Raw genomic sequence first — 19,481 nt, forward strand, 5'->3', positions numbered from 1 at the left:
CGAGGTGATTTATTATGGAAAATTCACAACATCATCTTATTGACGACAACGCAGAACGTCGCGTGATGTCTCGTATTGATGCTGTGTTGAGAATCAACTATCAAATCATTCCAGATGATGTTGCCTTGAATGACCCTTATGATTCTCATTTTGTACTGCCACGCTATTTTCTACTACTTGCTGAATTAGATCAATTTGATCATGCACTACGCTACGAATTAGAACAATTAAATGAAAAAGATCAACAAATTGCTCGCATATTATCCCTTTTTAATCAGAAATTAAATCTGATTACAGGATCTTTTTACGACAATATCGTGCAATCTCAACTTCCTGTACCTGAACAAGTAAACTTTTCTGAAAATGGCTTAAGCTTCTTTAGCTCACAAGATATTAATGAAGGTACTTATATTCATATCACCTTAAGTCATCCTGAAAACTTCTTTCATATCGCTGCAACCGCACAGGTTGCCTACAGTACAGCAGAAGAACAAGGTAAGTTTCGTATCGGCGCTTATTTTATTACCCTAAACCCACAAGATCGAGCCAAACTAAACGCTAGTATTCAACAAGCTCAATCGCTTGAAGTAAATCAAATTTAAAAACTAAAGTTTATATTTTTAAACGGTGATATGCACTTAGATCTCTAAAGAAATATAAGAATAAGCCAAATAGAATAATACTTGCGCCAGCAACCACTTGAACTGACAATTGTTCATGGTTGAGATATGCACCAATCAATATTGCTAACATCGGCGTCATCACCGTGGTCAACGATAAGGTCGTCGCCTTTAAGTTTTGGACCAATTTAAAATAGCAAAACATCGCAATTAACGATGCCACAATCACAGTATACGCCAGTGCCAATAACGATTTCGCTGAAGGAATATGCGTTGGTGCGTACTGCCAAATCCAAGGTAACAACAACAGTGCGCATAAAGTAGAAATCAGAATAGAGCCTGTTGCTTGGGCCATCGGTTGTACATCTGCATTGATCTTTTTCACCCAAAAAATTGACAATGAATAAGAAAAAACACTCAATAACATCAGCACAATACCGATCGGCTGCACATGTTGCTGATTGCCACTAAGACAAATCATGGCCAATCCAACAATCGAGATTGCCATTCCCAACCATTGCATCGCAGCGAGTTTCTGCTGAAAAGCAAATCGTCCAATTAAGCCCGCCATAATCGGAGCTAAACCAAACATCAGTGCAATCAATCCAGAACTTAAATAAGCCGTTGCAGCATAGGTAAAAATTTGTGAGCCAATCAGACTTAAAGAACCAGCGATATAACTTAATAGTGCAATTTGATGGGTCGGAAATTTAACTTTTAAAAACAATAAAACCGATACCGCCAAAGGCAATGCAATCAAAAATCGTAATAATAACGCCCACATCGGATGTAAATCAGAAACACTCCAAACAATTGCTAAAGGCGTGGATGCCCAAATGAATATCAACAAAGCATAAGTGAAGATTAAATTAAGACGTGAGGGCATATTCTGCTCAAGAAGCTGTTTTACGCTTTTGTTTGAAAATCGTTTGGTCTAATGAGCTAGAGAATTCTCTTTTATCTCTTTCCGAAATCGGTGGTGGCCCACCAGTCTGAACACCAGCACCACGCAAAGTGTCCATAAAATCACGCAAATGAAGGCGTGCTTTGACATTTGCCGTGGTATAAACCTCACCGCGAGGATGAATTGCAATCCCGCCTTTTTCAATCACTTGGGCAGCAAGCGGAATATCCTGTGTAATGACAATGTCATTCTCTTGCATGCGATCAACAATTTCTTGATCGGCACGATCTGCCCCACTCATCACTTGAATCGATTTAATTCGTATTGATGGTGTTATGCCCACATTTTGATTGGCAACAAAAATAACTTCTAATTGATAACGATCAGATGCGCGAAGAATCACTTCACGTAAAATTCGAGGTAAAGCATCCGCATCTACCCATAATTTAAATGGCAGCACGTTGGTACAAGCTCATATAAATAAAAAATATAGTGTAGCAGATTGCCACAGCAATAGAGCTAGCGGAAATAAACTTAAGCGAGATCAATAGGCCTTTCATAAATCCCCTTGCGGAACTTCAATCATTCCTCATTCTCCTGATGGGCAAAATACCAAGAGGCGAAATAATGATGAAAGAGGTCTATGGATATTTGAAAAATGAAGCTGTCATTTGCTATTTACCTCAAGAAAGTAAATTAAATTTATAGAATTACATATCCAGACTTGAAATATGACAGTTACCCTCGATTTAATAGAATAAGTTCAATCTTTTTGCATCGCGCTTTATGAAAAATCAAAACAGTCCAGAAACGATTACAATTCAAGATCAAAACTTCGGTAACCACGTTGAACACTGGAACTTGTTGACCGATACACCTGAAACCGATGTTCCCAAATGGTTAGGGCTGGCACTGGATGCACCTGTGATGCCAATGGGTCTCTGTGAAGATGAACAAGAGATGGACCAATCATTTTGGATGATTCAAGGACCAAGTGGTGAGGCGATTTCAATTAATCAAATTATTGCAGTCGAAGATCAAAAACCTCGTGCATTAAAAACAGCTTTTCCAAGTTTTGAAAGTCCATATAAATATGATGCAAAAATCGAGCGAATTATTAGTTGTGATTCTGCAACCCAAGCAGTATTGCGTTTAAGTTTAAATACAAATACCGTTATTTATGCCTTCGATAATTTATTCAGTGTAAATCACTGCAAATATGATAAGAACCAAACCTATCAAGTCCAATTTAATGCTTGGGCTTATGAATTAGAAATCGTTGCAGACGGTGAGAAAATCATTGTTGATGATCCTGCTTCAATTAAACACCACCGCGCATTAAATGCGATTTTGACAGAACATAATGGAATCGCACCAGAAAACTTACAAGAACTGATTAATGACTGGCAACCAAAAACCCCTGAAGATCAAGAACCTGTAACTGTCGACTTTTCTAAAATGGTTGCCTATTTATTCGGTGAGACATTAGGCCAAGAAGACGAAGCATGGTTCCAAGGAAATATCGTCGGTAAAACCACAATGCAGTTTATGCAAGATGAATATACTCTGTATGACGTGACTTTGGTTTTAGAAGATGACCTACCTGCAATCCTTATTCGTATTGCAACTAAAAATGTTTTGTATAAAAACTTTAACATTGGCCAATATATTCGTGGCAATCTATGGATTCAGGCCAATATTTATGCTAAAACTGCTTTTAAGTGACAAAAAATCACATAAATGGCATTTTTAGGCGTTCTAATGAAAATTATACCAGAACAAACGACCACCAGTCTTATTCATTCGAGTGATCAAGGTCTTAAACTTGATGTTGGTGCTTATTGCTTTTTTTTACTTGGTATGTTTTTAGCAGCACTCATTTTTCATCAAATTGGCTTGTTCTAATTTTTGACCATTATCATATTTATAAAATAAAAGCCCTCGTTGAGGGCTTTTATTTTATCTAGTACAGTTTAACCATGTCGTTTTACAAACTCATCCATAAAATTCACCAATGCTTGAACGCCTTCTAGCGGAACAGCATTATAAATACTGGCGCGCATGCCACCTACTGAACGATGACCAGCCAAGTTAAGCAAGTGATTTTGCTCTGCTTCTTTTAAGAAGATCTTTTCCAATGCTTCATCAGCCAGTGTAAATGGCACGTTCATCATTGAGCGATTTGGCAGTGCAATAGGGTTATTATAAAAATCGCTAGAATCAATATAACCATAGAGTAGATTGGCTTTCTCTTGGTTAATCTTATACATTGCGTCTACCCCGCCCTGCTCAAGTAACCATTCAAACACTAAGCCAGATAAATACCATGCATAAGTTGCTGGCGTATTTACCATTGAGCCATTCTTCGCTTGGTCTGCATATTTTAAAATGCTTGGGATTTCAGATTTCGCTTGATCAAGCAAATCATCACGAATAATCACAATCGTTAAACCTGCTGGCCCAATATTCTTTTGTGCGCCTGCATAGATTAAACCAAATTTAGTCACATCCAATGGTGCAGACAAAATACTTGAAGAATAATCACAAACCAACGGTGCATTTACCTCTGGAACACCTGCAAACTGTAAACCACCGATGGTTTCATTATCTGCATAATGCACATAAGCTGCATCATTCGAAAGGTTCCAAGTGCTTTGTTCAGTAATGGCATGTTTACCATCGATTAAAGTCCCCGCCTCAATGATATTAATATCACCATAGCGTTTAGCTTCTTTTAATGCTTTCTCAGACCAGATTCCAGTATGGATATAATCCGCCTTGTTATTTTGTCCTAACAAATTCAGTGGAATCGCTGAAAACTGTAAGGATGCGCCACCTTGTAAGAACAAGACTTTGTAGTTCTCAGGAATGTTCATGAGCTTTCGCAAGTCAGCTTCAGCCTTTTCTGCTACAGCAACATAGTCATTGCTACGATGACTCATTTCCATGATCGACAACCCTTTACCTTGCCAATCCAACATCTCTTGTTGAGCTTTTTCTAAAACGGCAGTAGGTAATGCAGCAGGACCAGCGCAGAAATTATAAGCACGCATGAATTTTCCCTTGTCAAAGTGAAACAAATTGAGATAGGAATTTAAGCACAGATTGACGCAGCTTGCAGCAGCTTATCCAGTAAATATTTCAATTTGACTCTGAAAATAAGAGTAATTTTTCAATCATGTATTTGTCATTACATTGATACTGAATAGCAATTTACTCGCTTATTTTTCAAACAAAAATCATGACATGAAAACTGATTTTATTTAGATTAAAAACTCTATTTTTTACAAATTAAATACACCAATCGGAGCGATATAACTATTTAATTAAAAACATAATATTTAAATTTTATAAAAACAATTTAGACTCACCTTAGGATAATATTGAATTGCGACATACTCGAATGTTGAAACAAAATGATCGACCAAGTTTTAAGGTCAAACGGCTGCAAAAACAACTCAGCTTGAGTCTTCACTTCATTGGCTGTGCTCTCTTTTCGACTTCTTTATTTGCCCAGACCTTGAGTTATAGTGAAGCCGAACAATATGTGGTCGAAAATGCGTATGCATCTCAAGCACAACAAGCCCTGCAACAAGCCTCACAACTAGAAATGGAAGCAGTCAAATATTTAGGTCTTCCTCGTATTGATTTAAATGCACGTGCCTACTCTTTTCATAGTGAAACCAGTGTTCCTTTAGAGTCGAGTAAACGCAGATTAGAAAACTCACTGACCCGTGGTTTTGATGACAAATTATCCCAATGGGAAAATGTACTCTCGCCAGAGGTAATTGATCAAATCAGTCAAGGTTTTGATCAGACGGTAAATGATGGTCTCAATCAAGTTCCCAATAATCTAGATGTCACCCTTAAAGATCACGATGTCCGAACCTCAATTTCAATGGTGATGCCATTGTATACGGGCGGAAAAATTAGCAGTGCCAAGCAAATTGCAAGCATTCAAGCCCAACGCTCAAATATCAGTGAAAAACAACAACAAGATTCTCAGCGCTTTGAAATGATTCAATCGTATTTTAATGTGCAATTACAGCAACAATTGTTGAATGCGACTTTATTCAATCTAAATGCAATGCAGGAACACTATAACAATGCGCTTAAATTAGAACAGCAAGGCTTTATTAATAAAGGTCAACGCATGCAATTTGAAGTGGCGCGGAATAATGCTGAACGCACCTATCAAAATGCACAATCGAATTTACGTGCCAGTCAATTTAGTCTACAAAATTTATTGCAGACCAAAGAAGGCTTAAAGCTAAGCACTCCACTCTTTGTAAATACTGCACAAAACCATTCACTGGATAAATTACTGGCCAGCTATGACCAAAGCTCTAGTTTGGTCAAAAAGCTGCAAATGGACACTCAACTTGCCAGTGAAAATGTCAAAGTTCAACAAGCAGCCAAAAGACCTAGCCTGTTTGCTTTTGGCGAATATGGTTTAGATGACAAAGAAAACTGGATCGTCGGTGTGATGGCAAAATACAATTTATTTTCTGGAATAGATAAAAATAAAAATGTACATGCAGCGGAACTGAAACACTACGCAGCTGAGCTCATGACAGAACGCACCAAGCAAGAAATCGAAAATGTCTTATACAAATCTTATAGCGAATTAAACGCGTCTCAGACCAGTCATCAACTCCTAACTCAAAATACCAAAGCAGCGCAAGAAAACCTACGTATTCAACAACTCTCATTTAAAGAAGGCATGGGTACTGCAACCCAAGTCATTGATGCTCAAAATGCCTTAAGCGGTTTAAGAAGTGAAATGGCACTTAATTCTTATAAATACATTTTATCTCTGGCTACTTTACTACAAAGCTATGGTTCGATTGATGAATTTAAGCTTTATGTGAACCAACCGCGTACTGACTATATCCGCTAATTGGAGAATATTATGAGCCAAAATCAATCACCATCCAATTCAGAACGCGATACAGATGACGTGAATAAAGCCACTGAAACACAAGCAACCGAAGCAACGACAGAACAGCAAGCAACCACTTCCGAAAAAGTTGATGAAACAACGTCAACTACGGAGACGACACAAGATCAGCCAACAGAAGCGCCTAAAAAAGGCAAAGCTAAAATTATTGGTCTGATGATTGTGCTCTTACTTCTTGGAATCATTGCGTTTGGTTTGTGGAAAGCCTATCAACCCCAAGCCGTTGAATTACAAGGTCGTGTAGAAGCAGAAACCGTTCATATCAGCACGAAAGTCCCGAGTCGTATCGAGGAGTTTTATGTGTCTGAAGGGCAAAACATTAAAAAAGGACAGCCTTTAATTCGTTTTGTTAGCCCTGAATTAGAAGCAAAAAGAGAACAAGCACAAGCTGCATTGCAAAGTGCAACAGCCTTTCACTCTACCGTCTATCGTGGCGCGCAACAAGAAAACATCGAAACACTGTATGCCAACTGGCAAGCGATGAAAACGCAAGCAGAATTAGCCGCGACCACGTATAAACGTGGCGAAACCCTATTCCAACAAGGCGTTATTTCTCGCCAACGCCGTGATGAAATGCTGGCCACACAAACCTCTGCTCGTGAAACAGCAGAAGCATCTTATCAGCAGTATGCACGTGCGAAACGAGGCAGTACTGAACAACAGAAATCGACTGCCGATGCACAGGTTGCTATGGCCCAAGCGGCGGTGAAAGAAGCCAATGCGTTGACTGAAGAAACCAAACTTTATTCACCCATTGATGGCACAGTATCCAAAACTTATGGCAAACCTACTGAATTGGTCGCAACAGGTGTACCCGTAGTCAGCATCATTGAAGATCATGCGTTATGGGTTAGTTTAAATGTCCGTGAAGACATGTATAACAGTATTTATAAGAACAAAACCTTAGAAGGCTTTGTTCCTGCCCTGAATCAGAAAATCACCTTTAAAGTGAAAAATATTGATGCTGAGGGTGACTTTGCAACTATTAAAACCACACGCCAAACAGGTGGTTATGATATCCGCAGCTTTAAATTTCATTTAGTTCCTGAACAGTTTATCCCTGACTTGAAAGTGGGTATGAGTGTCTTATTCAAAATTGAAGAGGCAAAATAACCGATGTTTGCTGTCATGCTGCGGGAGTTACGTTATTTAAAACGCCATAAAGTGGATGCTTTTATGGCGATTGTCATGCCACTACTGGTGATCATATTTTTTGCCAGCATGCTTTCAGCCGGCAAAGCTGAACATTTACCAATTGCCATTATTGATCAAGACCAAAGCCAGTTAAGCCAAAAAATTATCCATAACCTCAGTATTAACCCAAGCCTGAAGATTAAGACCATCAGTTCTAGCCAAGATGAGGTTGAACGGATGGTGAATAATACGCAGGTTTGGGGCTTTGTTTTTATTCCAGAAGGGGCCGAGCAACGACTGGTACAGGCAAAAAATGCTCAAATCAGTATGGCCTATAACCAATCCTTTTTTAGTATTGGTAATAGCATTGCTTCTGCGATGCAAACTAGCACCTTAAATGCGATTGGCGATTACTTAGGCAATAGCTATTTGACCAATAAGATTCCCTATGCTGAATTCCCTACGCCACATGTCAAAGTCTCCATGCTCTATAACCCCAGCATGAGTTATGAATTATTTTTAGAACCCTTTATCGTGCCAGCCGTACTGCATTTATTATTGTGTTGTTGCATTGCCTTTGCGATTGGACAGGAATTCAAACGACATACCTTTACAGAATGGGTTGGTTCAACCCATATCGTGTCCCGATTTTTTGCTAAGGTTCTGCTCTATGTCCTCATTTTCTGTTTCTGGACATGGTGCTGGATGTTCTGGCTTGCTCACATCAAAGGCTATTTTATTGCAGGCTCATTAAGTTTTCTGCTGCTTGCTCAATTTGTCTTTTATTTCGCTTATGCCATGATCAGTAGTAGCGTTATATTAGCCACTAAGGATCTGCCCAAAACCTTTGGTTTTATCGCACTGTATGGCGGTTCATCCATGAGCTTTGCGGGGGTCACTCTCCCCTTGAATAACGCACCAATATTCACACAATTCTGGTCAATGATTATTCCATTTACCCCATATGCCAAGTTACAAACCGAACAATGGGTCATTGGAAGTAATGTCATCGTTTCACTTGCACCATTCGCAATTCTATTGGTTTTTGCTGGACTATTCACACTACTCAGTATTCGCCTATTAAAGAAAAATGTTCAGGAGCTCAACTCATGAAATCATTTTTCTTCTATTACCAGCAAACTTTTAAAAACATTGTGAAAAACAATTCAGTGTTTACGACACTAATTGTCTCGATCCTCATGTACAGCTTTTTCTATCCAACCGCCTACAAAGCTCAGGTGGCGGAACATATTCCGATCGTCATTGTCGATGAAGAACAAAGTGCTTTAACATCTAAAATTATTAGTCAGGCTGCGAACAGTCCACATATTCATATTCAAGCAGTCACCAGTAATTTTCTCGAAGCTGAGCAAATGGTTAAAAACCAAAAAGCCGAAGCCATTCTATTACTCCCTGAAAATCTAAGCCAAAGTCTCATGCATGGCGAAATGGGCGGTATCGGACTCTATCTCAGTACCGCTTATTTTCTGCAAACCAAAGAGGCAGGTACAGGTCTTGCTACCTCTATTGAATATACTCTAAAAGAGTATATGGAAAAGTTTGGTGAGGCCTCACAGTTTGAAATAGAAATGCCGATTCATGATATTCCACTATTCAACACTTTATCGGGTTATGGCAGCTATATCTTTCCTGCGGTCGCCAGTTTAATCATTCATCAAACCATTTTGCTCGGCTTAGCAATGCTGATCGCCAGTTATCGTGAAAAAGGCTGGTCAGCACAACCTATCGAATTTTGGGCAATTTTTGCCACTATCCTTACGATTAGCGGCTTAGGAGGTCTCTATTTATATGGCTTCACCTTTTGGCTATATGAATATCCACATGGTGGAAACTTTTGGGGCATGTTACTTGCTGTGCCCATCTATGTGAGCTGTGTCATTGGTCTCGGTATGTTACTCGGCTCACTTGTTGATATGCCTGAACGTGTCGGGCATTTAATTGTAGTGACCTCTATTCCTCTCTTTTTACTGACAGGCGCAGCTTGGCCACACGCGGCTATGCCCGAATGGATGCAAGCATTCGCATGGGTGCTACCGTCTACGCATGGCGTACAAATGTTTGTACAACTCAATCAAATGGGTGTACCAACTGCGATTGTGGTTCCAAAATTAATTTATTTGGCGACACTGGGTGCAGTATTGCTAACGATTTCTTATTATCGTTTGGTGATGATGAAGCCTATGGAGAAAGTCGAAGTACAAGGCTAAACTAACTAGAATTTGATATAAAATCCTAGAAAAAATAGGATACTCGGAAACGTCATCCACAACCTGCGTGGTATAAAAAGGGAGATTTTTCTGCGATAAATTAATTCTTTGCAAGAAGTGAACAGGTTTTGTGGATGACAAATGGTTTTGCCTACTTTTCCCGAAAGAAAAGTAGGTCGAGCCTGAGCAAACCAAAGCGAATAAAGCTTTGGTCATGTGCAAGACGAAGTGGCTTATCCAGAAATAGGATGAGAACTCGGCAAGACTCCGTAATGATACTATTCAATCAAGTGATTGCATAAAAAAACCCAAAGACCGAAATCTTTGGGTTTTCTCATCAGATTGGACTGCTATTTAGTCTTCGGCAGTATCATCTTTTGGTTCAGCAACAACATCATCGGTTTTAACCGTTTCAGAAGTCGCTGTCTCAGTTAATTGGACTTCTTCTAAAACATCCAATTCTTCATCATCTTCTACTTCAACAGCTTCAATCGAAACAACACCAACTAAGGTTTCAACTTCACTTAAACGAATGAGGCGGACACCTTGTGCATTTCGACCTGTAGTAGCAACCTCTGAAGCACGAGTACGAACTAAAGTACCACCATCAGAAATCAACATCAGCTCTTTACTCTCGTCAATCGAAACAGCGCCAACTAACTCGCCATTACGTTCAGAGGTTTTGATCGCGATGACACCCTTACCACCACGTTTCTTGGTTGGGAAATCACCAACTGGAGTACGCTTACCATAACCGTTAGCACACGCACAGAGCACTTCACCTGTTTCAGGAACAACCACAAGTGACACAATGCGGCTGATGACATTTAATTCCGCTACGTCATCGCCATCATCTGATTCATCACTTTCAATGATGTCTGTCTCTTCGACTTCCAACACACTACTTGCAAAGCTGACACGCATACCACGTACACCTTTTGCAGTACGTCCCATCGCACGAACATCAGTTTCAGCAAAACGAATGGCCTTACCTTCGTTCGAGAACAACATGATTTGCTGCTTGCCGTCAGTGATTGCAACACCGATTAAGGTATCTTCTTCGTTGAGTTCAATCGCACGTAAACCATTTGAACGAACATTGCTAAACTGTACCAGCTCAACACGTTTTACCGTTCCTGATGCTGTTGCCATAAAGACATAATGGTTTTCAGGGAAATCTTTGAGTGGCAGAATTGCAGTCACTGTTTCATTTGCATCAAGTGGCAACAAATTCACAATTGGACGACCTTTCGCACCGCGTGATGCTTGAGGTACTTCAAAGACTCTTAAGCGATAAACTTTACCCACGTTGGTGAAACACAGTACGGTTGCATGGTTTGAAGCAACGATTAAATGTTGGATGATGTCATCATCTTTCATTGAGGTTGCTGACTTACCACGACCACCACGACGCTGCGCTTGATAATCAGAAAGCGGTTGAGTTTTCGCATAGCCTGTTTGAGAAACAGTAAGTACCACTTGTTCTTCTGGGATCAAGTCTTCACGGCAGAAATCAACACCAGACTCAATAATTTCTGTGCGACGTGCATCACCATACTGCTGTATGATTAAAGCAAGCTCTTCACGAATCAAATTCATCAATAGATTGAAGTCATTAAGAATTGCTGTTAATTCAGCAATTTGACCTAAGATTTCAGTATATTCTGCGTGTAGCTTATCTTGCTCTAAACCCGTTAAACGATGTAGGCGTAATTCTAGAATTGCAGAAACTTGTGTTGGTGATAAGCGATAGATGTCACCTGACAAACCAAATGGACGAGTAGGATCTTCACCTTCAATCTCATCTGGACGAACAGAAATTGCACCTGCTTTTTCCAATAAAGCAATGACGCCACCGCCTGCCCACTCACCAGTTTGTAAACGCTCGCGCGCTTCGGCTGGGTTCGCAGAAGTCTTAATGGTTTCAATGATCTTATCGATATTGGCTAAAGCAACCGTTAAACCTTCTAAGATATGTCCACGTTCACGTGCTTTACGCAGTTCGAACATGGTACGGCGAGTCACCACTTCTTGACGGTGACGAATAAATGCCGCAATAATCTCTTTTAGATTCATCAATTTTGGTTGACCATTATCTAGACAAACCATATTGATACTGAACGAGTTTTGAAGCTGGGTATGTAGAAATAAATTGTTTACAACAATTTCTGCATTTTCACCGCGTTTCAAATCAATCGCGATACGCATACCATCTTTATCTGACTCGTCACGAAGCTCAGAAATACCTTCTAATTTCTTTTCTTTCACCAACTCAGCAATACGTTCAATGGTTCTTGCTTTATTGACTTGATAAGGAATCTCAGTAAAGACAATAGTCGTTCGGCCTGATTTTTGATCTTCTTCGAAGTGATATTTACCACGAATATGTAAACGACCTTTACCTGTACGATAAGCATCAACAATGCCTGATTTACCGTAAATAATACCGCCTGTAGGAAAATCTGGACCCGTAATATGCTCCATCAATCCTTCTACAGAAATATTTGGATTATTTGCATAAGCCAAACAAGCATTTACCACTTCAGTCATGTTGTGAGGCGCCATATTGGTCGCCATACCCACTGCAATACCCGTGGTTCCATTAATCAAAAGATTTGGAATACGTGTTGGCATGACTTGAGGAATACGCTCAGAACCGTCGTAGTTATCTTCCCAATCGACCGTATCTTTTTCTAAATCTGCCAAAATTTCATGGGTCAACTTCTGCATACGAACTTCGGTATAACGCATTGCTGCCGCGCTATCCCCATCGACAGAACCGAAGTTACCTTGACCATCAACCAACATGTAACGCAAGCTAAAGTTCTGCGCCATACGAACAATTGTTTCGTATACTGCACTGTCACCGTGAGGGTGATATTTACCGATCACGTCCCCGACAACACGAGCAGACTTTTTGTATGCTTTGTTATAATCATTGCCCAATTCATGCATTGCAAACAACACACGACGATGAACAGGTTTAAGACCGTCTCTTACATCTGGTAACGCACGAGATACAATTACGCTCATCGCGTAATCTAGATATGAATGCTTGAGTTCGTCCTCAATGGCAATCGGTCTGATTTCCGATACGCTCATGCATACTCCTTTCTACGAGAAAAATCTCGCACTTATATGTCTCAAAACTCGCTAAAAAATCGACTCAGAAAAACCAAATCGACATCAAAAATTCAGTTGATCAGTATAACATATTAGAGACTAAATTTGTGTGTCACTTACGATCTATAACCATGATTATTTGGATTTATTTCAACCAATTCCACAAACTTCTTACATACTGATTACATAAAAAAACCTCTTAAAAAATAAGAGGTGTTTTGAGGTATTAAAGCTCGTTATGCCATCAAGTAATTCAACCGTTTAAACAAGCGTTTTCAAAGCAAATAAACCGAATAACATGCTAATAAAGTACTTGATTAACCTAATTGATTTTCTATTTCACTGGATTGATTCGCATGCTTATCCGCATACATCAAAGGGAACGTCACCAAAAATAAGCCAAAAATCACAAGAAATTCATACAACTCTTCGACCAAGTCTTGATAGCGTACATCGTGTAAAAATACACTCGCAATGATGCGATGATGTTCAACTGCATCAGAAACAATGAGACCAAATGCAGCAAGCAAGAAGCCCCAAATTGGGATAGATGCATATCGAAACTTAGCCAAGATCTCTTGCCACAATGTCTTTGAAAAGAGCATGAAAGTCACAGATCCAATCAATAACACAGATATCGCACGAAAATATGGTTTTGGCACATCTGGAAAATAGTCACGTCCCCAACTGGTGCTTCGTCCGAACAGTAGCACCCACCACAATATCGCCCATACCCAAAAAATCTTTTTACCATGCGAAAGGGTCAAAGGACGCATATAGAAATAACTAAAGATAGCAAAAAACAGCAAGAACATTGCCTGCACATTTTCAACTTGTCGAACAAAATGCTCTTGAAATATAGGCACATGAAAATCTGCCAAAAGCGGTATAAAACAAGATAGAACAAAGAGGATAACAACAGGCCACGTAAGACGAGTATCTAGCTGCAAAAACTCAACTCCAAACCAAAAATATGGGTAGTACCAAAAAGCGGCATATCATAGCACAATACAGATTTTGTATCAGTTTCTTTATCCGCTGCTTATCCATATTTTCAATGGCCCTATTTCAATCAAAATTTTGCTGAAATTTAAGGTCAAAAAAAAACGCCCCTGAGCAGAGCAGTAAAGCATCGCTTTAACTGCCTGCGCAAGAGCGCTTTTTTAGACTTTAATTCAAAAGAATTAAAGCTTAGATACCAATTCTGGTACAACAGTGTTCAAGTCACCCACTAACCAGTAGTCAGCAACGCTGTTGATTGGCGCTTCTTCGTCTTTGTTGATTGCAACAATAACTTTAGAATCTTTCATACCAGCTAAATGCTGAATCGCACCAGAGATACCGATTGCCATATAAAGATCAGGCGCAACGATTTTACCAGTTTGACCAACTTGGAAGTCATTTGGTACGAAACCAGCATCAACCGCAGCACGTGATGCACCTTGAGCAGCACCAAGCTTATCAGCCAATGGGTCAAGTACTTTGTGGTAGTTCTCACCAGAACCAACACCACGACCACCAGAAACAACGATACGTGCAGCTGTTAATTCTGGACGATCAAGTTTCACGATTTCTTCGTTTACGAACTTAGAAATACCCGCATCTTTTGCATCACTTACCGCTTCAACCGCAGCAGAACCACCTTCAGCAGCAACTGCATCAAATGCTGTACCACGAACCGTACCAACGATGATTGCTTCGTCAGATTGAACAGTTGCGATTGCATTACCTGCATAGATTGGACGCTTGAATGTATTAGCAGAATCAACAGCAATGATGTCTGTAATCATGCTTACATCAAGAAGTGCAGCAACACGTGGAAGCAAGTTCTTACCAGTCGTTGTAGAAGCAGCAAGTACGTATTTGTAACCACCTTTCGCGATGTCAGCCACTAAGCCAGCAACGTTTTCAGCCAATTGGTTTGCATACGCAGCATTGTCAGCAAGCAATACTTTGCTCACGCCAGCAACTTTAGCAGCAGCATCAGCAGCTGCTTGAGCGCCTGAACCTGCTACTAATACAGTAATATCACCACCGATTTTTTGAGCTGCCGCAACAACGTTTAAAGTTGCACCGTTAAGTGTCTGGTTGTTGTGATCAGCGATAACTAAAATACTCATGATTTTATCCTTCTGTATTAGATCACTTTCGCTTCATTTTTCAATTTTTCAACAAGCTCGTCTACAGACTTCACTTGCACGCCAGCTTTACGTTCAGCAGGTGCTTCAACTTTAATTGTTTTAAGTTTAGTGCCTGTTGCAACGCCATAGTCAGCAGGTGATTTAACATCAAGTGGCTTCTTACGAGCTTTCATAATGTTTGGAAGAGCAGCATAACGTGGCTCATTCAAACGCAAGTCAGTCGTGATGATTGCAGGAAGACCAAGCTCAACAGTTTGTAAACCACCGTCGATTTCACGCGTTACTTGAACCGTTCCACCATCAACTTTAACTTCAGATGCGAAAGTACCTTGACCTGCACCGAGTAAAGCGCCAAGCATTTGACCTACTTGGTTAGAGTCGTCATCAATGGCTTGTTTACCTAGAAGAATAAGTTCTGGTTTTTCAGCATCAACAACGCCTTTTAGAATTTTAGCAACTTCTAAAGCGCCGACTTCGTCAGCAGTTTCAACTAAAATACCGCGGTCAGCACCTAAAGCCATTGCAGAACGAATTTGTTCTTGCGCGTCTTTAGAACCCACTGAAACAACAACGATTTCTGAAACCGTTCCTTTTTCTTTTAAGCGAACCGCTTCTTCCACTGCGATTTCACAGAATGGGTTAATTGACATCTTAACGTTGGTAAGGTCAACCCCACTATTGTCCGGTTTAACACGAACTTTAACGTTGGCATCAACCACACGTTTTACAGCAACAAGAGCCTTCATGTAATCCTCGGCTGTTCTAAACAAGTAAATGTAGTAAAGAGCATTCTAACTCTTCGATCGAAACTTTTTAGGTGCCCTATCTTGCAATGTATTTGGCATTTTGGTCAAGTCACAATTTCCGCTACGACTAGAAAAAAGATGAAATGCTCAGTTCACTAATTTAAAATTCTGATTCAGCACAGACATTGGATCATTAATCAACATCAACATTAAACTTTGATTTTTCTAATAATTTAAAGAATTCAACAACCTAAAACACATGTTTTCTACCGAACAAGCATGATCTGTAAGCGATCATTACCAGTGAGTTTGACTCTCACAGCCATTTTACAAAAACTTGGCAATAAAGTAAGAACACCAATTAAACAAACTTTCACGACAAAGTTGAAAATGGTCGGTTATTAAACACTCAATTTTGCAACAGAATATATCAATATTTAGCTTTTTTGCGCTCTTGGGTGGGCTTGGTCATAAACTTTTGCCAGTTGATCAAAATCCACATGCGTATAAATTTGGGTCGTTGAAAGATTACTATGTCCTAACATCTCTTGCACAGAACGTAAATCTCCACTGGCAGAGAGCATATGGCTGGCAAAACAATGTCTTAATAAATGCGGATGCAAATCAACATCGACTCCCGCTCTTTGTGCTTGCTGCTTCACCCTATTTTCGATTTGTCGTGGCTTTAAGACATGTCCTCGCTGGGTGATAAATACCGCCGAATCTGCTGTGAATTCACCTGCCCAAATCCGATAGATTTTAAACCATTCAATCAAGCTTTCTTTGGCTTTACAGCCAAAAGGCACAATACGTGTTTTATTACCTTTACCTGTGATACGTAATAACTGTCGATTGAAATCAATATCTTTGATGGTTAAACCTTGCAATTCAGCCAAACGCAAACCACTAGAATAGAGCAATTCCAAAATCGCTTTGTCTCGCAACCATAGCTGTTGATCAATCGGTTTTTCAGGCGCGGTTTGGTCTAATATTTGATTGACAGTTTCAATATCAATCAAACCGGGTAAAGGTCGAGCTTGACGTTTTAACTTAAAATCTTCTGATGGATTTTGTGCTAAGTATTGCCCCTGTTCCGCCCATTTCATAAATTGGCGGATTGAAGTCAGATGTCGTTGCAGACTACTTGAACCAAGTTGATCGCGTTCCACTCGCTCAGCCAAATACTGTCTTAGGTCAGATGCCTCAACGTCTTGTAGTTGTAGTTGTTTGTGTTCACAAAATTGGAAAAAGTCGGTTAAATCACGCCGATAAGCCGTAATGGTATGTTCAGACTGATTTTGGATCATTCGTTCTTTTAACCACATGGAAAGCAGTTTTGCATGGGTTTCCAAATTGCTCTCCGTCTTATTTCATTTATCATGCCTACAGTCTAACAATTTTTTTCTGTATCGTATTAGACAAATCTCCAAGATTATGGCTGCTTGTAATACAATAAATTTCAAGTTTTAGATCGTGCCTTATCATGATGACAACAATTCTAATTCCATATCTGATCGCAATTACATTACTCACCATTACCCCAGGTCTAGATACCACGCTGATTATTCGTACCGCAACGCTGGAAGGTAAAGCCAAAGCCTTTCAAGCCGCTTTAGGAATTAATTTAGGTTGTATTGCTTGGGGCATAATCGTCGCTTGTGGCTTAGGTGCTTTGTTAATGACTTCTGATCTAGCCTTTCATGTTTTGAAATGGATCGGGGCTGTTTATCTTGCATGGCTGGGACTCAATATGATCTTAAAACCCAGAACACAACTAGCAAGTACACCACGTTCTGGATCGAACCAAAACTGGTTTATCAAAGGCTTTTTCGGAAATTTGCTTAATCCTAAAGTTGGTATTTTTTATCTTTCATTCCTCCCTCAATTTACTCCACACTCTGCCTCACCAGTTGCTTGGACCATGGGACTGGTGATGATTCATGTAATCATTGGGTTTATTTGGTCAGTTTTTCTCATCTCTGCCATGCAATCCGTTTCGCATTATTTAAAGCAACCGAAATTTATTCGCTATATGGATCGCATTACAGGCAGTATTTTTGTTTTATTTGCACTAAAACTCGCATTGAGTAAACGTTAAAACCTATAAGATTCTGTTCAAATAATGGTTGATATGCACAGCAACGATCTGTGCATACGTATGGGCGAACTGGTGATCACCACCATGAATAATATGCAATTCAGCATGCGGAAAGCGCTGGCTTAAATACTCGCCGACAGCAGGTGTACTGAAAGGATCGTGGTCTCCCCACAACAACAATACTTCATTTTTAATTGAATCTAACTCAGCTTCAAAATTTATATTGGCTGTCACAAACCAGTCTGGATATTGAGAATAATGCTGGTGATAACCTTCTCGCCAATCTTGTACTTGAAAAGGTTCTAGTGGAATACCACCCGATGTTGCAACCAGCACCAAGCCTTTTATCAGTTCAGGTTTCTGCAATGCCGCAGCTACCGCAAAAATACCACCCATCGATTGAGCAACAATGACACATTCTTGTTGTATTTTCCCAACGACATAATCAATCAAATCATCAAAGCTTGTTAAATCATGGTTCGCTTCAACACTGCCAAATCCCGGATAAGCGATCATTTCTTTAGAATAGATAGCTGGCAACAAGTCACTGACGGGCTGCCAAAATCTAAGATCGCCAGAAGCACCAGGTAAAAAGATAATTTTATTCATAAACAACTTTTTGTTTTAGCTGAAAAAGAAAGAGCACCATCTGGTGCTCTGATTCAATTAACCTTGAAAATATCTTAAATCCAAACGTGCATCATAGACATGCGTGGTTGGGCCTGTCATCCAAACCACATCACCTTCACGCCAAGCAATATGTAACTTACCACCAGCAAGTTGAACCTCAACTTCATTGGCAAGTAAACCACGGCGCATCCCACTCACTGCGGCAGCACAAGCTCCCGTTCCACACGCTAGAGTTTCACCCACCCCACGTTCAAACACACGTAAGCGCACATGTTTTTCATCCAAGATTTGCATAAATCCTGCATTGACACGTTGAGGAAAACGAACATGCGATTCGACTTGCGGTCCAATCCCTGCAACATCAGCAGTAATGACATCTGCAACAATGGTAACGGCATGCGGATTACCCATATTGACCACATCAATATTGATACTTTTGTCACTGGCTAAACCAAGTGCATAAAGACCTTCTGCATCTTCATGTTCATCCGTTAAAAATGGAATCTCTTGCGGCAAAAATTTTGGATAGCCCATATTCACACGAACCAAACCATTTGCACCCAGCTCAGGCTCGACAATACCTGCTTTGGTTTGCACACGGATTTTGGTTTTGGTGGTCAATTGACGCTCATGTACAAAACGTGCAAAACAACGTACCCCATTACCACACTGTTCTACTTCAGAACCATCCGCATTGAAAATACGATATTTAAAATCCACATCTGGAAAATCAGGTGGTTCAACAATTAAAAGTTGATCAAAACCCACACCAAAATGGCGATCAGCCAACCGCTGAATCGTCACAGTATCTAAATAAGCGCGCTGGGTAATCAAGTCAACAACCATAAAGTCATTGCCCAGACCATGCATTTTGGTAAATTCTAAATACATCCCGAT

Annotated in this window: 18 protein-coding genes; 8 read left to right on the top strand and 10 right to left on the bottom strand. The window is 40.0% G+C overall.

Annotated features, from left to right (window positions below; translation table 11 throughout):
• Positions 1-14 precede the first annotated feature (14 nt).
• Positions 15-602, top strand: coding sequence for a PilZ domain-containing protein (locus MMP72_RS05900; protein ID WP_121928490.1), 588 nt, complete (start codon positions 15-17; stop codon positions 600-602).
• A gap of 10 nt (positions 603-612) precedes the next feature.
• Here MMP72_RS05900 and MMP72_RS05905 read toward each other — a convergent pair whose 3' ends face one another.
• Together MMP72_RS05905 and MMP72_RS05910 are read right to left on the bottom strand one after the other, a co-directional pair.
• On the bottom strand, positions 613-1,506 hold the full coding sequence (locus MMP72_RS05905; protein ID WP_241315435.1) for an EamA family transporter: 894 nt from the start codon (positions 1,504-1,506) through the stop codon (positions 613-615).
• A 7-nt stretch (positions 1,507-1,513) separates the two neighbouring features.
• The gene (locus MMP72_RS05910; RefSeq protein WP_121928492.1) at positions 1,514-1,984 is read right to left on the bottom strand and encodes a YaiI/YqxD family protein; all 471 of its coding nucleotides are present in this window, start codon (positions 1,982-1,984) and stop codon (positions 1,514-1,516) included.
• Positions 1,985-2,310: 326 nt separating this feature from the next.
• On the opposite strand from MMP72_RS05910, the gene MMP72_RS05915 reads away from it, so the two are divergent.
• Together MMP72_RS05915 and MMP72_RS05920 are read left to right on the top strand one after the other, a co-directional pair.
• On the top strand, positions 2,311-3,249 hold the full coding sequence (locus MMP72_RS05915) for a hypothetical protein (protein WP_241315437.1): 939 nt from the start codon (positions 2,311-2,313) through the stop codon (positions 3,247-3,249).
• A gap of 36 nt (positions 3,250-3,285) precedes the next feature.
• On the top strand, positions 3,286-3,429 hold the full coding sequence (locus MMP72_RS05920; protein ID WP_004668950.1) for a hypothetical protein: 144 nt from the start codon (positions 3,286-3,288) through the stop codon (positions 3,427-3,429).
• A 68-nt stretch (positions 3,430-3,497) separates the two neighbouring features.
• Here MMP72_RS05920 and serC read toward each other — a convergent pair whose 3' ends face one another.
• Complete coding sequence (gene serC, locus MMP72_RS05925) at positions 3,498-4,577, bottom strand: 3-phosphoserine/phosphohydroxythreonine transaminase (protein WP_241315439.1); 1,080 nt, start codon at positions 4,575-4,577, stop codon at positions 3,498-3,500.
• Between the two features lie 350 nt (positions 4,578-4,927).
• Here serC and MMP72_RS05930 point away from each other — a divergent pair, with 350 nt between their 5' ends.
• Genes MMP72_RS05930 through MMP72_RS05945 form a run of 4 tightly spaced genes read left to right on the top strand, consistent with a single transcriptional unit; the run spans position 4,928 to position 9,846 of the window.
• Positions 4,928-6,424 carry a TolC family protein gene (locus MMP72_RS05930; protein ID WP_241315441.1) on the top strand — a complete coding sequence of 499 codons (1,497 nt, stop codon included), beginning with the start codon at positions 4,928-4,930 and terminating at the stop codon, positions 6,422-6,424.
• 12 nt (positions 6,425-6,436) lie between these two features.
• A complete protein-coding gene (locus MMP72_RS05935; protein WP_241315443.1) occupies positions 6,437-7,597 on the top strand; it encodes an efflux RND transporter periplasmic adaptor subunit in 1,161 nt (386 codons plus the stop codon).
• A gap of 3 nt (positions 7,598-7,600) precedes the next feature.
• Positions 7,601-8,731: an ABC transporter permease gene (locus tag MMP72_RS05940; protein WP_241315445.1), complete on the top strand. Its 1,131-nt coding sequence runs from the start codon at positions 7,601-7,603 to the stop codon at positions 8,729-8,731.
• Complete coding sequence (locus MMP72_RS05945) at positions 8,728-9,846, top strand: ABC transporter permease (protein ID WP_241315447.1); 1,119 nt, start codon at positions 8,728-8,730, stop codon at positions 9,844-9,846. The genes MMP72_RS05940 and MMP72_RS05945 overlap by 4 nt, the downstream gene beginning before the upstream one ends.
• Positions 9,847-10,200: 354 nt before the next feature.
• On the opposite strand, the gene gyrA is transcribed toward MMP72_RS05945, so the two are convergent.
• From gyrA to xerA, 5 genes are all read right to left on the bottom strand, one after another.
• Positions 10,201-12,948 (bottom strand): DNA gyrase subunit A, encoded by a 2,748-nt coding sequence (gyrA, locus tag MMP72_RS05950; RefSeq protein ID WP_241315449.1) that lies wholly within the window; start codon positions 12,946-12,948, stop codon positions 10,201-10,203.
• A 338-nt stretch (positions 12,949-13,286) separates the two neighbouring features.
• Positions 13,287-13,835 (bottom strand): hypothetical protein, encoded by a 549-nt coding sequence (locus MMP72_RS05955; RefSeq protein WP_241315451.1) that lies wholly within the window; start codon positions 13,833-13,835, stop codon positions 13,287-13,289.
• Positions 13,836-14,153: 318 nt separating this feature from the next.
• Complete coding sequence (locus tag MMP72_RS05960; RefSeq protein WP_121928501.1) at positions 14,154-15,089, bottom strand: FAD-binding protein; 936 nt, start codon at positions 15,087-15,089, stop codon at positions 14,154-14,156.
• A gap of 17 nt (positions 15,090-15,106) precedes the next feature.
• Positions 15,107-15,856 carry an electron transfer flavoprotein subunit beta/FixA family protein gene (locus tag MMP72_RS05965; RefSeq protein WP_241315453.1) on the bottom strand — a complete coding sequence of 250 codons (750 nt, stop codon included), beginning with the start codon at positions 15,854-15,856 and terminating at the stop codon, positions 15,107-15,109.
• A gap of 437 nt (positions 15,857-16,293) precedes the next feature.
• Entirely contained in the window at positions 16,294-17,181 is an 888-nt protein-coding gene (gene xerA / locus MMP72_RS05970) for a site-specific tyrosine recombinase/integron integrase (protein WP_241315644.1), read from the bottom strand.
• 161 nt (positions 17,182-17,342) lie between these two features.
• On the opposite strand from xerA, the gene MMP72_RS05975 reads away from it, so the two are divergent.
• On the top strand, positions 17,343-17,954 hold the full coding sequence (locus tag MMP72_RS05975) for a LysE family translocator (protein WP_241315646.1): 612 nt from the start codon (positions 17,343-17,345) through the stop codon (positions 17,952-17,954).
• A 3-nt stretch (positions 17,955-17,957) separates the two neighbouring features.
• Here MMP72_RS05975 and MMP72_RS05980 read toward each other — a convergent pair whose 3' ends face one another.
• The gene (locus MMP72_RS05980; RefSeq protein ID WP_241315455.1) at positions 17,958-18,563 is read right to left on the bottom strand and encodes an alpha/beta hydrolase; all 606 of its coding nucleotides are present in this window, start codon (positions 18,561-18,563) and stop codon (positions 17,958-17,960) included.
• A gap of 57 nt (positions 18,564-18,620) precedes the next feature.
• On the bottom strand, positions 18,621-19,475 hold the full coding sequence (gene dapF / locus MMP72_RS05985) for a diaminopimelate epimerase (protein WP_241315457.1): 855 nt from the start codon (positions 19,473-19,475) through the stop codon (positions 18,621-18,623).
• Positions 19,476-19,481 lie beyond the last annotated feature (6 nt).

The sequence above is a fragment of the Acinetobacter sp. NIPH 2699 genome (genome assembly GCF_022549355.1).
Taxonomy (GTDB): domain Bacteria; phylum Pseudomonadota; class Gammaproteobacteria; order Pseudomonadales; family Moraxellaceae; genus Acinetobacter.

Excerpts from the sequence above, each read along its gene's own strand:
- MMP72_RS05940 (WP_241315445.1), top strand. The coding sequence starts at position 7,601 with ATGTTTGCTGTCATGCTGCGGGAGTTACGTTATTTAAAACGCCATAAA.
- MMP72_RS05945 (WP_241315447.1), top strand. The coding sequence starts at position 8,728 with ATGAAATCATTTTTCTTCTATTACCAGCAAACTTTTAAAAACATTGTG.
- MMP72_RS05935 (WP_241315443.1), top strand. The coding sequence starts at position 6,437 with ATGAGCCAAAATCAATCACCATCCAATTCAGAACGCGATACAGATGAC.
- serC (WP_241315439.1), bottom strand. The coding sequence starts at position 4,577 with ATGCGTGCTTATAATTTCTGCGCTGGTCCTGCTGCATTACCTACTGCC.
- xerA (WP_241315644.1), bottom strand. The coding sequence starts at position 17,181 with ATGTGGTTAAAAGAACGAATGATCCAAAATCAGTCTGAACATACCATT.
- MMP72_RS05965 (WP_241315453.1), bottom strand. The coding sequence starts at position 15,856 with ATGAAGGCTCTTGTTGCTGTAAAACGTGTGGTTGATGCCAACGTTAAA.
- MMP72_RS05920 (WP_004668950.1), top strand. The coding sequence starts at position 3,286 with ATGAAAATTATACCAGAACAAACGACCACCAGTCTTATTCATTCGAGT.
- MMP72_RS05900 (WP_121928490.1), top strand. The coding sequence starts at position 15 with ATGGAAAATTCACAACATCATCTTATTGACGACAACGCAGAACGTCGC.
- MMP72_RS05930 (WP_241315441.1), top strand. The coding sequence starts at position 4,928 with ATGTTGAAACAAAATGATCGACCAAGTTTTAAGGTCAAACGGCTGCAA.
- MMP72_RS05915 (WP_241315437.1), top strand. The coding sequence starts at position 2,311 with ATGAAAAATCAAAACAGTCCAGAAACGATTACAATTCAAGATCAAAAC.
- MMP72_RS05960 (WP_121928501.1), bottom strand. The coding sequence starts at position 15,089 with ATGAGTATTTTAGTTATCGCTGATCACAACAACCAGACACTTAACGGT.
- gyrA (WP_241315449.1), bottom strand. The coding sequence starts at position 12,948 with ATGAGCGTATCGGAAATCAGACCGATTGCCATTGAGGACGAACTCAAG.
- MMP72_RS05980 (WP_241315455.1), bottom strand. The coding sequence starts at position 18,563 with ATGAATAAAATTATCTTTTTACCTGGTGCTTCTGGCGATCTTAGATTT.
- dapF (WP_241315457.1), bottom strand. The coding sequence starts at position 19,475 with ATGTATTTAGAATTTACCAAAATGCATGGTCTGGGCAATGACTTTATG.
- MMP72_RS05975 (WP_241315646.1), top strand. The coding sequence starts at position 17,343 with ATGACAACAATTCTAATTCCATATCTGATCGCAATTACATTACTCACC.
- MMP72_RS05905 (WP_241315435.1), bottom strand. The coding sequence starts at position 1,506 with ATGCCCTCACGTCTTAATTTAATCTTCACTTATGCTTTGTTGATATTC.